This is a genomic window from Allobosea eneae (genome assembly GCF_042657265.1).
Lineage (GTDB): Bacteria > Pseudomonadota > Alphaproteobacteria > Rhizobiales > Beijerinckiaceae > Allobosea > Allobosea eneae.
On record NZ_JBHSLW010000052.1, the window covers coordinates 103802 to 117131 of the forward strand.

The 13330-nt window shown below is 66.5% G+C and carries 19 protein-coding genes; 8 read left to right on the top strand and 11 right to left on the bottom strand.

The genetic code is table 11. The annotated features are described in order from the left end of the window. Positions 1–17: 17 nt before the first annotated feature. From cydB to ACFPOB_RS25185, 11 genes are all read right to left on the bottom strand, one after another. On the bottom strand, positions 18–1010 hold the full coding sequence (gene cydB / locus ACFPOB_RS25135; RefSeq protein ID WP_377801077.1) for a cytochrome d ubiquinol oxidase subunit II: 993 nt from the start codon (positions 1008–1010) through the stop codon (positions 18–20). Between the two features lie 5 nt (positions 1011–1015). After that, positions 1016–2413 carry a cytochrome ubiquinol oxidase subunit I gene (locus tag ACFPOB_RS25140; RefSeq protein ID WP_377801078.1) on the bottom strand — a complete coding sequence of 466 codons (1398 nt, stop codon included), beginning with the start codon at positions 2411–2413 and terminating at the stop codon, positions 1016–1018. A gap of 1 nt (position 2414) precedes the next feature. Continuing rightward, positions 2415–2588, bottom strand: coding sequence for a hypothetical protein (locus ACFPOB_RS25145; protein WP_377801079.1), 174 nt, complete (start codon positions 2586–2588; stop codon positions 2415–2417). Next, complete coding sequence (locus ACFPOB_RS25150; RefSeq protein ID WP_377801080.1) at positions 2585–3040, bottom strand: DoxX family protein; 456 nt, start codon at positions 3038–3040, stop codon at positions 2585–2587. Before ACFPOB_RS25150 ends, ACFPOB_RS25145 begins: the two co-directional genes overlap by 4 nt. Position 3041: 1 nt before the next feature. Then, positions 3042–4943, bottom strand: coding sequence for an amidohydrolase (locus tag ACFPOB_RS25155; RefSeq protein ID WP_377801081.1), 1902 nt, complete (start codon positions 4941–4943; stop codon positions 3042–3044). Between the two features lie 71 nt (positions 4944–5014). After that, the gene (locus ACFPOB_RS25160) at positions 5015–5278 is read right to left on the bottom strand and encodes a XapX domain-containing protein (protein WP_377801082.1); all 264 of its coding nucleotides are present in this window, start codon (positions 5276–5278) and stop codon (positions 5015–5017) included. A 150-nt stretch (positions 5279–5428) separates the two neighbouring features. Further along, complete coding sequence (locus tag ACFPOB_RS25165; RefSeq protein ID WP_377801122.1) at positions 5429–6106, bottom strand: isochorismatase family protein; 678 nt, start codon at positions 6104–6106, stop codon at positions 5429–5431. A gap of 8 nt (positions 6107–6114) precedes the next feature. Continuing rightward, the gene (locus ACFPOB_RS25170) at positions 6115–6276 is read right to left on the bottom strand and encodes a hypothetical protein (protein ID WP_377801083.1); all 162 of its coding nucleotides are present in this window, start codon (positions 6274–6276) and stop codon (positions 6115–6117) included. After that, positions 6273–6758: a DNA starvation/stationary phase protection protein Dps gene (dps, locus tag ACFPOB_RS25175; protein ID WP_377801084.1), complete on the bottom strand. Its 486-nt coding sequence runs from the start codon at positions 6756–6758 to the stop codon at positions 6273–6275. Before dps ends, ACFPOB_RS25170 begins: the two co-directional genes overlap by 4 nt. Next, positions 6758–7768 carry an alpha/beta hydrolase gene (locus ACFPOB_RS25180; RefSeq protein ID WP_377801085.1) on the bottom strand — a complete coding sequence of 337 codons (1011 nt, stop codon included), beginning with the start codon at positions 7766–7768 and terminating at the stop codon, positions 6758–6760. Before ACFPOB_RS25180 ends, dps begins: the two co-directional genes overlap by 1 nt. Positions 7769–7876: 108 nt before the next feature. Continuing rightward, a complete protein-coding gene (locus ACFPOB_RS25185; RefSeq protein WP_377801086.1) occupies positions 7877–8083 on the bottom strand; it encodes a hypothetical protein in 207 nt (68 codons plus the stop codon). Here ACFPOB_RS25185 and ACFPOB_RS25190 point away from each other — a divergent pair. Genes ACFPOB_RS25190 through ACFPOB_RS25225 form a run of 8 tightly spaced genes read left to right on the top strand, consistent with a single transcriptional unit; the run spans position 8076 to position 13151 of the window. Beyond that, positions 8076–8459: a hypothetical protein gene (locus ACFPOB_RS25190; protein WP_377801128.1), complete on the top strand. Its 384-nt coding sequence runs from the start codon at positions 8076–8078 to the stop codon at positions 8457–8459. The two genes, ACFPOB_RS25185 and ACFPOB_RS25190, sit on opposite strands and share 8 nt — an antisense overlap. Positions 8460–8461: 2 nt before the next feature. After that, a complete protein-coding gene (locus tag ACFPOB_RS25195) occupies positions 8462–8683 on the top strand; it encodes a helix-turn-helix domain-containing protein (RefSeq protein ID WP_377801123.1) in 222 nt (73 codons plus the stop codon). Next, positions 8680–9582 carry a helix-turn-helix domain-containing protein gene (locus ACFPOB_RS25200; protein WP_377801087.1) on the top strand — a complete coding sequence of 301 codons (903 nt, stop codon included), beginning with the start codon at positions 8680–8682 and terminating at the stop codon, positions 9580–9582. Before ACFPOB_RS25195 ends, ACFPOB_RS25200 begins: the two co-directional genes overlap by 4 nt. Continuing rightward, complete coding sequence (locus ACFPOB_RS25205) at positions 9579–10184, top strand: hypothetical protein (protein WP_377801088.1); 606 nt, start codon at positions 9579–9581, stop codon at positions 10182–10184. The genes ACFPOB_RS25200 and ACFPOB_RS25205 overlap by 4 nt, the downstream gene beginning before the upstream one ends. Before the next feature lie 33 nt (positions 10185–10217). Beyond that, entirely contained in the window at positions 10218–10478 is a 261-nt protein-coding gene (locus tag ACFPOB_RS25210) for a helix-turn-helix transcriptional regulator (protein WP_377801124.1), read from the top strand. Continuing rightward, on the top strand, positions 10475–11374 hold the full coding sequence (locus tag ACFPOB_RS25215; protein WP_377801089.1) for a helix-turn-helix domain-containing protein: 900 nt from the start codon (positions 10475–10477) through the stop codon (positions 11372–11374). Before ACFPOB_RS25210 ends, ACFPOB_RS25215 begins: the two co-directional genes overlap by 4 nt. 26 nt (positions 11375–11400) lie before the next feature. Then, on the top strand, positions 11401–12261 hold the full coding sequence (locus ACFPOB_RS25220; protein WP_377801090.1) for an AraC family transcriptional regulator: 861 nt from the start codon (positions 11401–11403) through the stop codon (positions 12259–12261). Further along, entirely contained in the window at positions 12258–13151 is an 894-nt protein-coding gene (locus ACFPOB_RS25225) for an AraC family transcriptional regulator (protein WP_377801091.1), read from the top strand. Before ACFPOB_RS25220 ends, ACFPOB_RS25225 begins: the two co-directional genes overlap by 4 nt. The last annotated feature ends 179 nt before the right edge of the window (positions 13152–13330 follow it).

Genomic DNA, 13330 nt, shown 5'->3' on the forward strand with positions numbered 1-13330 from the left:
TTGCGAGCGAGGGACCTTCATGCCTCCCACCCCGCATCCGGTGTCCGGCCGCGGAACACCCAGTAGGCGAACGCCGAGTAGGCGAGCACGATGGGTGTGACCACCGCCGCGCCGATCAGCAGGAAGGCGTGGCTCGCCGTTCCTGACGCCGCGTCCCATAGGCTCAATCTGAAAGGGACGACGTCTGGAAAGATCGCCAAGCCGAGGCCTGCGACGCCGCACCCGAACATGGCGACGCCGATCACAAACGGAGCCGCATCATGGCCTTCGCTCGACAAGCGACGGTGCAGCCAGACCGCGAGGACGAGGAATGTGACCGAGACAAAGGCGAGCGGTAGCGGCTGCACCGACCACGCGGCGGCGACGCGGGGCTGAACGGCGGCGGCGCTGACGCAGGTGAGCCCACCTAAGGCGGCGAAGACCAGGGGAAACCAGGCGAGGCGTCGGCTCAACAAGCGGGCGGGCGGCTGTCCCTTCAGGCGCAACCACCCTGCTCCCAGGCTCGCATATCCGGCGAGGAGGGTGAGCGCCGTCAGCAAGGCGAACGGGGTCGCGAAGTCGAGCGGCCGCCCGGCGAAGGCCTCTCCCTCGACGGCGATACCTTGGATGAGACCGCCGACGATCGCGCCTTGGCAGAGCGCCGCGACCACCGAACCGCCGCAGAAGATCGCGTCCCAGCGTGGGCGGGCCGAGGTCGTGTGCTGTCGAAACTCGAAGGAGACGCCGCGTAGGCCGAGCGCCAGCAGCATCGCGATCAGCGGCAGGTAGAACGCAGGCAGCAGGATCCCGTAGGCGATGGGAAAGGCGGCGAGCAGCGTGACGCCGGCCATGATGAGCCAAGTCTCGTTGCCGTCCCAGGTCGGTGCGATCGCGTCGACCATGTGGTCGCGGAGCGCCTCGTCGCGAGGGAGGAGCAGCAGCGCGCCGACACCCAGATCGAAGCCGTCCAGGAGGACGTAGAGCGTCAGCGCGAAGGCGAGGAAGAAGGCCGAGAGGAGCGCCAGGTCCATGGTCCTTACTCCGCCGGACTGAGGCCGGATCGTCCGGCCGCTGCGAACGGGGCGGGCTGCAGGCCTGACACCACGGCGTGCTCCGGCAATTCGGCCGGGCCGTTGCGGATGATGCGAAGCGTGAAGACGAGGAAGGCGGCGAAGAACACCGAATAGACGCAGACGAAGGCGATCAGCGTGGTCAGCAGCGTCTGCGCAGGGATCGGCGACACCGCGTCGGCTGTCCGGAGCATGCCGTAGATGACGAACGGCTGCCGTCCGATCTCAGCCGTGTACCAGCCGCCGAGGGTGGCGAGTACGCCGGACGGCGTCATGACCACGAGGGCGCGCAGGAACCAGCGTGTGGTGAAGAGCTTTCCGCGGTAACGCAGCCAAAGCGAAACCACGGCGAGCGTGAACATCGCGATGGCGATCACGAACATCGTTCGGAACCCGTAGAAAACCCAGGCCATGCGGGGCTGGTTTTCACGGGGCGTGTTGGAGAGACCGGCGACGCGGCCGTCGAGGCTGTGGGTCAGCCAGACCGAGCCGAGATACGGCGTGCCGATCTCGACGATGTTCCGCTGGTTCTCCTGATCCGGGATGATGAACCAGAGGTAGGGCGCGGGGCTCTCCGACTGCCTGTCCCAAAAGCCCTCGGCAGCCTGCATCTTCGCCGGCTGATGCTCAAGCATCTTGCCGTAGAGCAGGTCGCCGATGAATATTTGCGCGGCGATCAGCACGCAGGCGAAGGTCATCGCCATCGACAGGTTGCGTCGCGCGAAGGCGATGTGGCGACCCCTCAGCAGATAGTAGGCGGCGACGCCTGCAACGAGGAACGAGCCGGTCAGATAGGCGGCCGTCAGCATGTGCGGCAGCCGGTAGAGCCAGCTCGGGTTGACGATGACGCGCCACCAGTTGGTCACGACCAGGCGGCCGTTCTCCCAGGCGACCCCGTCCGGCGTCTGCATCCAAGAGTTCGCAGACATGATCCACGACGCCGACAGCATGGTGCCGAAGGCGACCATGCAGGTGGCGAGGAAGTGGAGCTTCGGCCCGACCCGGTTCATGCCGAACAGCATGATTCCGAGGAAGCCGGCTTCGAGGAAAAAGGCGGTGAGCACCTCGAGCCCGATCATCGGACCGATGACGGGTCCGGCGATCTGCGCGAACTTTGCGAAACTGAGGCCGAACTCGAAAGAGAGCACGATGCCGGTCACGACGCCGACGCCGAAGCTCATGGCGAAGATGTTCAGCCAGAACTTGTAAATCTGAAGGTAAAGTTCGTCGCGCGTCCTCAGCCACAGCGCCTCAGTGATGGTGAGGAACAAGGCCAGCCCGATCGAGATCGTTGGGAAGATGATGTGAAAGGTCACCGTGAAGGCGAACTGGACTCGGGCGAGGATGACGGGATCGAGGTCCATCTCAATCTTCCGGCTGACGACGCCGCGCGACCTGCGTCGCAAGCGCGACGAAGAGACCGAGCGCGATCATGGCGGCTGTCGGCCCAAAAACGCCGATGATGGTGTTGAAGAACCCGACGCCGACGACTGCAGCAGCAGTGGCGGCGAGTACGACTGCCAGGCGGTGAGGGTTCATCGCCGGCCCTCCCGGCTGCGGAGCAAGATGCTGACGGCCGCGACCAGGATGAAGCCTGATGCGAGCGAGGCATGCTCAAGGAAGGTGTTGAGCTGCTCCCCTCTCTGAGGCTCGGCGAAGTCCCAGAAGCGATGAGCGAGAAAGGTCGCCCAGACGGTAAACACGCCAAGCGCGCCGGCTGCGGCCCAGGTCCAGCGATTAAGGATGACCAGCAGCGAAGCGCCGATCTCGACGAGGATGGTCAGCGCGGCGAAGATCGAGGTGGGATAAAGGCCGACGCGCGCCATCGTCGCTTCGGTTCCGGCGAAGTCGAGAAGCTTCAGAATGCCCGCGACCCAGTAGGGTAACGTCAGCATCACCCGTGCGAAGACAAGGACGCCAGGATTGGTCAGCGCCGACGCGATCACGGGAGGCACGGTCTCGCTCGGACGCGGGTGAGAACCCCGGTTCATGTCACACCGCCCAGCACATGCAGCCGAGAGCGCCCCAGAACGAGCGTGCGTCCGAGGTCGGGAGGTTCGCGTTCCAAGCACGCGCGTGAGCGTGGCCATGAACGGCGCATTCTGTCCCGCAGCCGCAGGCTGATGCGGCGACCCTTTCAGCGGCCTGAGCTTCGGCGCCTCCCGATCGGACCTGCTTCTGGTAGCCGCCGAAGGCGCGGACCGGCGACCACTCGGGCATAGCGGGGGGCGGCGGCGGCGCGAGGTCGGCGTAGTCGCCCGCCCCGTAGACCGGCTTCCCGCCGACGAGCGTCAGCACCGAGGTGATCTGCCGGATCTCGTCGCCCGGCACGCTCATGTAATCAGAAGAGAGGACCGCAACATCAGCGAGTTGGCCGACCTTGATTGCGCCCTTCACCCCTTCCTCGTTCGAGAACCAGGTCGTGTTTTCCGTCCACATGCGCAGCGCGGTCTCGCGGTCGAGGAGGTTTGCTTGTGGGTAGAGTTTTGCTCCGCCGAGCGTCCTGCCCGTGGTGAGCCAAGACAGACTGACCCAGGGATCGTACGAGGCGACGCGTGTGGCATCGGTCCCGGCGGAGGTCTTCACGCCCGCGTCGAGGATGCGCTTGAACGGCGGGGTCGCCTCGGCGGCCTTGGCGCCGTAGCGCTCAACGAAGTACTCGCCCTGGTACGCCATGCGGTGCTGGACGGCGATGCCGCCGCCGAGCCGCGCGACCCGGTCGATGTTGCGCGGCGTGATGGTCTCCGCATGGTCAAAGAACCAGTGAAGGCCTTCGAGCGGGACGTCCTCGTTGACCTTCTCGAACACGTCGAGCGCGCGCGAGATCGTCTCGTCGTAGGTCGCGTGCAGCCGCCACGGCCAGCGGTTCTGGGCGAGGATGCGCACCACGCCTTCGAGGTCGTCCTCCATGTTCGGCGGCATGTCGGGCCGCTCGATGCGGAAGTCCTCGAAGTCGGCGGCGGAGAAGACGAGCATCTCGCCGCCGCCGTTCAGCCGGAAATAATCGTCGCCTTGATGATACTTGTTCCCGGCCGTCCACTTGAGGAAATCGTCCTTCTCCTCCTTCGGCTTCTGGGTGAACAGGTTGTAGGCGATGCGCACGGTTAAGAGGCCGTCGTCATGCAGCCGCTGGATGACCTCGTAGTCCTCCGGGTAGTTCTGGTAGCCGCCGCCGGCATCTATGGCGGACGTCACGCCCAATCGATTCAGATCGCGCATGAAGTGGCGGGTCGAGTTGACTTGGTACTCGAGCGGAAGCCGTGGTCCTTTGGCCAGCGTCGAATAGAGGATGCCGGCGTTCGGCTTGGCGAGCAGCAGGCCGGTGGGGTTGCCGGCCGTGTCGTGCAGGATCTCGCCGCCGGGCGGATTTGGAGTGTCCTTGGTGTATCCGACCGCCCGCAGCGCGGCGCCGTTCAGGAGCGCGCGATCATAGAGGTGAAGGATGAAGACGGGCGTGTCCGGCGCGACGGCGTTGATCTCGTCCAGCGTCGGCAGCCGCTTTTCGGCGAACTGGTGCTCGGTGAAGCCGCCGACGACGCGCACCCATTGGGGCGCGGGCGTGCGGGCGACCTGCTCCTTCAACATGCGCATCGCGTCGGCGAGGCTCGGCACGCCGTCCCAGCGCAGCTCCATGTTGAAGTTCAGCCCGCCCCGGATGATGTGAAGATGGTTGTCGCAAAGACCCGGAATGACGCGCCGCCCGTCGCAGTCGATGATCTGAGTTCCGGGTCCTTTGAGCTGCATCACTTCAGCTAGATCGCCGACGGCGAGAAAGCGGCCCTCCGCGATCGCGACGGCCTCCGGATTGGGATTAGACCGGTCGAGCGTCGAGAACTTCCCCGACGTCAGGATCAGGTCTGCGGTCGACGGGGCGGCGGGGGTATGGGTCGCCATGGCGGAACTCCTGGTCAGAGCAGCGAGGCCGAGCGCGGTCAGGCCCGAGCTGGTTTCGCGGCGGGTGAAGGTCAGACGCGGTCCTCCCGCGTCGGCGCTTTGGCCCGAGGCAGAGGCCCGAACAGGTGGTGCGCATGGTGCTCGCGCAGCGACGAAAGCGTGACGGGCGTGCCCGCGAGAATGCGTTTGGCAAGGGGCGGCAGCTGCTCGCCGACGAGGATCCCCAGCAAACCCACGAGCGCGATCACGGGCGGAGCGGGCGAGCGGACGTTCAGCAAGCCGTAGATGACGCCGACCAGGAGTCCCACGGCGAGGGCGATCAGATAGGGCTTCATCGCTCGGGCGCTCCTGTCGACGTTCGGGTCTGAGAAAGAGGCGAGCCGGTCCGTAGCGTGCAGAACCGGCCCGCAAAGGCCGCTTGGGGCGGCGGTGCGGGCTGGGAGGCGAGACCCGCGAACGCCCAGCGGCCCAGCGGCCCAGTGGCTTTACTCGGCCGCCGCGGCGTGCGCTCCGGCCTCGGACGCATGCTCTCCGAGCATGGTCTTGGCGTAGATCAGACCCAGGCCGTAAGAGCCGCCAAGTTCCTTGGCGACGTTGACGACAGGGTCGTAGGTGGCGCTCCGCGCCCAGTCGCGCTGAAGCTCAAGCAGATACTGCAGCGAGGTCATGGGCCGCGCCCCGGCCTGGATCATCCGCTCCATGGCGCGCTGATGCGCCTCGTCCGAGACGTCTCCGCTTGCGTCTGCGATGACGTAGACCTCGAACCCCTGATCGAGTGCCGACAGTGCAGGTCCGACGATGCAGACGCCCGTCCAGAGACCCGCCAGAACGACCCGGCCCTGGCCGATCGCGTTGACCCGAACAGCGATCGCAGGGTCCTCCCACGTGTTCATCGTGGTTCGATCTGTGACCTCGACGCCCGGCAGGGCGTCCTTGATCTCGTGAAAGATCGGGCCCGAGAACGACTTCTCGGCCACGGTCGTCAGAATGGTGGAGACGCCGAAGACGCGCGCGGCGTTGGCGACGAGCGCCGCGTTGTTGCGGAGCGTCACCGCGTCGATCGACTTGGTCGCGAACGCCATCTGAGACTGGTGATCGATCAGGATCAGGGTGTGGTCGTGCGGGTTGAGCAGGCCTCTGCCGGGCTCCGGTTTTGCGGTGATCGACATGTTCAGTCCTCCTTGTCTGACGGGTTGATCGGCGCGACCTCGGACGGCGCCTTTTCGGGTTGCGATGGCCGGCTCAGAGCCGGCGGGTCGCTCGCGGGAAAGGATTCGAGCAGAGCCTCTTCGAGGCGGTCCGTCGGCGGCGGCGGTTCCGGCACGCGGTTCATGCTTCCGCCTCCGGGAGGTGCGCCTCAATCATCCAGAGCTTCTGATCGATGCCGCGAGAGACCTCGGTGAAGACGTCCGCGGTGTCGGCGTCGCCGAAGGCGGTCGCCTGATCGATGGCGTCCCGCGCCAGCTCGCCCCAGGTCGAGAGGGCGATCGACAGCGCTCGAAGATGATCTGGGCCGAGCGCGGCGCCGATCGGGTACTCGGGGAGCGTCGTCCGGTTCGCGATAATCGCGACCCGCCCGTCCGCGACACCTCCTAAGGCGACGGCGCGCTCCGCGAGCAGGTCACCCCAGTCTTCGGCCGCTTCGGCGAGATCGTCGAAGAGCTCGTGAAGGGCGATGAAGTCCGGCCCTCGCACATTCCAATGGGCCTGCTTCGCCTGCCGCTCCAGATCTAGCGCATGGACGAGGCCCGTGCCGAGCAGCATGACGGACTTGCCCCGGATGTCCTCGTGCAGCGTGTTCCGGGTGGCGCGCATCAGCGCTCTCCCGTGGGAAGCGTGCCGAAGGCGCGGCGGAGCTCGTATCCGGCGTCGTCGACGAGCTGACGCGCCGCGGGCAGGCGGCCGGTCATCAGGAAGAAGTCGTGGATCATGCCCGGATAGATGCGGGCCGTGACCGACGCCCCCGCCTCGTTCAGCCGCCTTGCATAGGCCTGGCCCTCGTCGCGGTAGCCGTCGAACTCGGCGTCGGCGACGAAGGCGGGCGGCAGGCCGCGCGGGTCGGCGTAGAGCGGCGAGACGCGAGGGTCGCGCTGGTCATGGCCGGCCGGCAGATACTGGCGCTGGAGCGCGTTCTCCTCATAGGCGCGGCTAAGCCACGGGCCGTTAGCGAAGCGTCGCCAGCTGTCGGAAGACAGGGTGACGTCGGTCACCGGGTAGAAAAGAACCTGAAGCGCGATGCTCGGCCCGCCCTCGTCACGGGCGCGAATGGCCGACACCGAGGCCAGGTTGCCGCCGACCGAGTCGCCGCCGACCGCGATCCGGCCGCCGTCGAAACGCTGCGCAGCCGCCTCGCGGGCGGCCCATGTCAGAACGGCGTAAGCGTCGTCGGTTTGGGCCGGAAACCGGTGCTCCGGGGCGAGGCGATAGCCGACGGACACCACGGCGCAACCGCAGGCGTTCGCCAGACGCCGGAGCGGCGCGTCATGGCTGTCTAGGCCGCCCTTCTCGAAGCCGCCCCCATGCGTCCAGACGAGCACCGGCAGCGTGCCGGAGGCGGGCCGGTAGATGCGGACGGGCACCTCTCCGCCGTCCGGTCGCCGCACACGGGCGTCCTGCACGTTCGCGACGTCGACCGGCGGACCCGCCAGGTCTCGAAACACCTGGTCGAAGGCGGCGCGCTTCGCCGGAAACGCGGCCGGCAGCCCCGGTCCACGAGCTGCGCCGACAGCGATCTCGCGAGCGACAGGATTGAGCCGGGGGTCGATCGCTTCTCGTGAAACCTGATCGACGAAGACGGGCGTCTGCGCGCTCGCGGATTGGGTCAACAGAGCACCTCCAAGCATGGCGGCTAGGAGGGCGGCTCTATGAGTTGGCTTGAAGCAGACACGCATCGCGCGACCCCCCCGTTTTGGATAGGCCGACGTTACGAAAGTTCACCCCGTCAGGCTTTCAGGCCGTTCCGGCGACTTGCGCGATCTTACGATCACATCGTCGGCCTGCTCGCCGTGATCGTAGGAAAGCGAAAGCGCCGTAAGATCGAGAAAGAGTACGCGCGCGAACCGAAGTATATGACATGCCTGTGTCATGGCGCGATGCCATGCATGCGCATCTAGGCGGGGCCGGATGACGAACTTGCTCATCGAGACGCTCTTTGCAGCGGGACCGATGAGCGGCGAGACTTGGCGGGGGCTGTTCGACCCGGGAGTACATCTCAGGATCGGCAATCGCCGCCCGGCGCTTTGCCTAGAGCCGGCGTTGAAGGAGTTGAAGCGGCTCTTGGCGAGAGTAGACTCGTTCGGCGGTTACCGCGACGTGTGGGAGGTGCGGGATGCGACGTGGATCGAAACGGAAATGCACCGCGACCGCGGCGCATCAGCTCTGGTGATCCCGTGCGCGATCGTTTTTCGCACCGGAGGTCGCCCGCTCGCATTGGACGTACGCTTCTACTGCGACGTCAGCCCACTGTTTCCTCGCAGCGCTCCACCCCGTCGAAGCGGCGCGGGTCGCACCAACTGAGCATCTGGCCGGGGGTTTCGAGGCCGCGCAGGAACCTCCCGGCACATCGCTGGCAGACTCAGCGCCGCGTCAAACACGCCGAGGCGATGTTGCTCAGCCCGTGGGTCAGCTCGACCGAGGTTGCGTTGGAAAGCAGCTTCGCATCCTCGGCCCACTTCGCGACGATGTTCCGCAACCAAGTCAACGTCTCTCCGAGTGTCTGGAGACAGGAGCGGCAGTCGTGAGCGGGCGCGATTGGCAAAGCGGGTATGCCAGCCATGCGGATTTCTACGCCGATGTGTACGGGCAACATGTTCGAGAAAACCGCAAGGTCGGCGCGCTCGGCGTCACGCTCATCGAAAGCCACCAGACAAGGGGTGACTGGTCGGATGCGCCAACGCCCGAACTGGTGACGGCTTGGCTGCCGTCACCTGGGACGGGCTACTCCATAGATCTCGGCGCGGGCCGTTTCGGGGGCGTGTATCGGCCCGGAAACGCAGTCGTCGTCGCGCCTCACATCCGCACGTCGATCCAGATGGAGGACCGGCACGTCTGCCGCATTTTGGCAGTGCCCTATGGATCGCTGATGCAGGCGATCAACACGGAATGCGTTCGGCTTCCTGACGACGGCGACTTTGGACGTGTTCACGCGGGCCTTATCGACGATCGGCGCTTTTGCGCTCTGCTCGACGAGCTTTGGCGCGAGTCGCGGGAGGGGAACGGCTTCGGCTCGCTGTTTACCGACGCGGCTGTGCTCCAGCTTGTAGCACACCTGCTACGCCTGAAAGGGGCATACAAGAACGTGCCGCGACGGGGCCTTTCCCCGTGGCAGGCGCGGCGGGCGGCAGAGATCATCGAAAGCGCGCTGGCGGACGACCTGCCGCTCATCAAGCTCGCCGACACGGTTGGGCTCTCGCCGAACCACTTCTGTACCGCCTTCTCACGAAGCTTCGGCGAGCCGCCGCACCGGTACCGGCTTCGCCGCCGGGTCGAACACGCCCAGAGCATGTTGATCAACCCCAAGCTACCAATCACCGAAATCGCCTTGGCCTGCGGCTTCAACTCTTCCGCGCATTTTGCGACGACGTTCCGCAAGCATGTCGGCGTGAGCCCGAGCGCCTGGCGGCGGGAGCGGCTGTCGTGACCAGCCGCACGCGCGAATGCGGCTACGAAAGCTACCAAAGCTTTTACACAGACGTGTACGGCCATGCTTTGCGCGAGATGCGACCGGCGGGGAATACGGGCGCGATCATGCTGCTCGCCGAACAGACAGCGGGCGACTGTTCGGACGCGCCGACTCCGGACCTGGTCATCGCGGCTCTCCCTAAGGGGCGCGTAGGGTCCGTCATGGATTTGGGGGCCGGTCGCTTCTCGGGAGCGATGAACGGCCGGGACTTCATCGTGATCGCTCCCGAGGCGGGCACGCAGATCGAAATGCACGCCGACCATCAATGTTTGGGGCTGGGTGTTCCGTACGCCGCGCTCCGGAAGCTGGCCGGCGAGCACCCGGGCTTGCCGGCGGACGGGGACTTTGGCCGCTTGCACACAGGGCTACAGCGTGACGTGGAAGTCACGCGGCTGCTCGACCGGCTCTGGATTGAAGCTGCCTGCGGCAACCCTCACGGCGCGCTATGGGCCGACGGCGCACTGCTGCAGCTCGTCGCCGCGCTGCTGCGTCTCCGCGACGGTGGGAAGGAAGCGGCGCGCTCCGGCCTGTCCGCGTGGCGGCTGCGACGTGTAACCTAGTTTCTCGAAGCTAGTCTCACCGTCGGCACGACGCTGGAAGAACTCGCGGCGCTTGTCGGACTGTCGCCCAACCACTTCTGCACCGCGTTCCGCGTAAGCATGGGCGAGCCGCCGCATCACTGGCTCGTACGTCGCCGCATCGATAGGGCAAGGGGAATGCTGGTCGACCCGCGCTTTACCGTCACCGAGGTCGCCCTGGCCTGCGGCTTCTCCTCCTCGGCTAACTTCGCCACGACCTTCCGCAAGCACGTCGGCGCGAGCCCGAGCGCCTGGCGGCGGGAGCGGCTGTCGTGAGCGCGCCGGTGCCGAAGGTCGAGTACGACAGCTTCGGTGCATTCTACGCAGAGGTTTACGGCCATGCCGTGCGCGAAGTCCGTCCGGCCGGTCACACGGGCGCCGTCATGCTGCTCACCGATCAGGAAGCGGGTGACTGGTCCGACGCACCCACGCCCGATTTGGTCGTTGCGCGAGTCACGCATGGGCGCGTGAGCATCGCCGCTGATCTCGGAGCGGGCAGGTTTTCAGCGTCGCAGTCCGCCCATGATTTCATTCTCATTGCGCCCGGCGCCGGCAGTCGGATCCAAGTGCACGGCGACCATACGTGTCAGGCGCTCGGCCTCCCGTATGCGGCGCTGCGCGGGCTCGCGCAGGACCAGTCGAAGTTGCCCGCCGATGGTGATTTCGGTCGCGTTCATGAGGGCGTTCAGCGCGATGCGGAGATCACGCGCTTGCTGGACCGGGTCTGGGCCGAAGGCGCGGCGGGCAGTCCGCACGGCGCGCTCTGGGTCGACGGCGCACTCCTTCAGCTGACCTCCGCCCTGCTTCGCCTCCGCGATGGCAGGATGGCGGCGCGGAGCCACGGGCTGTCCCCTTGGCAACTGCGGCGTGTGACGGAGTTCCTCGACGCCGATCTTGCGGCCGATCGGTCGCTTGCTGAACTGGCTGAGTTGGTCGGCCTGTCGCCGAACCACTTCTGCGTTGCGTTTCGGCGAAGCGCCGGTCGTCCGCCGCATCGCTGGCTCGTGGCGAGACGGGTTGAGAAAGCGCGAGTGATGCTCGCGGACGCGCGCTTCACCGTCACCGAGGTCGCCTTGGCCTGCGGCTTCGCCTCTTCGGCCCACTTCGCGACGACATTCCGCAAGCACGTCGGCGTGAGCCCGAGCGCATGGCGGCGGGAGCGGCTGTCGTGAGCGGCCCGTCGCATCTCGATTGGTACATGAACGACGACGCCTATCGCCACGTGCCGAAGGAGCTCCGGACGGCAGGGACCGACGGCGTGGGGATCATCCGGTTGCGACAGCCCGAAGGGTTCTACACGCGACCAGCCGCCGACGAGTTCACTCTACAACTCGTCGCTGACGATAACAGGCCGCACCGGGCGCGCGTCGACCACGGAACGAAGTTCGACTGCCGAACGCGGCCCGGTGCTTTGTGCCTGGCGCCGTCGAGGGCCGACCTCGGCTATAGCGTCGACGGCGATCTCGCCATCATGGTCGTCTTCCTTGGACGTGATCGGATCCGTAGCGTTATCGAGGCGCGTTCCGCTCGCCGATGGCAGGACGACTTCGGCGGGCTGCACGCCAAGCTCTTCCGGCACGACGCTGTGCGGCATCTCTTGCGCGACCTTTGGGTGGAGGCGTCGCGCGGTTCTCCGCACGGTGCGCTCTACGCGGACAGCGCTGTCGAGACCATCGTGCTCGGCCTCCTTAGCGCCTCGGGCGTGCAACTCGCCCCCGCTCCCGAAGGCGGGCTGGCGCCTTGGGCGCTGCGTCGCGTGCTCGAATATCTGGAGGACCGGATCGACCAGGACACCAGCCTGTCCGAGCTCGCCTCCGTCGTGGGTTTCTCCAGCAACCACTTCTGCACGGCGTTCAGACGAAGCACGGGCGTTCCACCGCATCGCTGGTTGACGCGGCGCCGCGTCGAACGCGCCAAGGCGATGCTGCTGGATCCTCTTCTCAGCGTGACCGAGGTAGCGCTCGCCTGCGGCTTCTCTTCGTCCGCCCACTTCGCCACCACCTTCCGCAAGCACGTCGGCGCGTCCCCGAGCGCGTGGCGACGGGAGCGGCTGTCGTGAGCGCACAGTCCTCCCACCTCGATTGGTTCCTCCAGAGCGAGGACTACCGCGAGATCCCAAAGGAAGTCCGCACGGCCGGAACCGACGGCATCGCGATTGTCAGGATCGGGCAACCCCGCGGCCTGTACCGGCGTCCGAGCGCCGACGAGTTCACATTGCAAGTCCTTGAAGCGACCAACAGGTCGGTCGCGGCGCGCGTCGACCATGGAACGGTCTTCGAGTGCAGGAGCAGGCCTCGTGCTCTCGCCCTAGCTCCGTCGCGGACCGACCTTTCCTACGAGGTCGACGGGGAACTGCACGGGATCGCCGCGTTCCTGCCCCGCGAGCGTGTTCGGGCGGCGATCGAGGCACGCACCGGTCGCGAGTGGGCATGCGACTTCGGGGCGTTGCACGGCCGCCTGCTGTTTCACGATCCGGTCCGACACCTCCTTGTCGACCTTTGGCAAGAAGCGGCGAACGGATCCCCACATGGCACGCTCTACGCCGACAGCGCGATCGAGACCATCGCGCTGGCGCTGCTTTGCACGTCTGGTCAGGCACTGCCGCCTCAGCCACGCGGCGAGCTCGCCGCCTGGAAGTTGCGCCGGGTCGTCGAGTATCTCGAAGATCGGATCGATGCCGACACGAGCCTCGGTGACCTCGCTAGGCTCGTCGACCTCTCCACCAACTACTTCTGCACAGCTTTCCGCATCAGCACCGGACTCCCCCCGCGCCGATGGCTGGCGCTACGCCGTGTCGAGCGGGCGAAAGCCCTGCTGCTTGACCCAGGGATGAGCGTGACCGAGGTGGCGCTCGCGTGCGGCTTCGCTTCGTCCGCGCACTTCGCGACGATATTCCGCAAGCACGTCGGCGTGAGCCCAAGCGCGTGGCGCCGGGACCGGCTGAGCTGATCGCCCGGCGAGCGACTATCCCGCTCGCCGTGGCGCGAGATCGTAACACTGCGGAATCTTGAAGAAGCCGGTGGAAGCACCGCCCCGTGCGCAGCCTTACACTCGGCTTCGCCAATCTCAACGGGCGAAGACGATGCGACGGCCTCATCTCCAATCAGCGCTGCCGGTCTCCTTCGCCA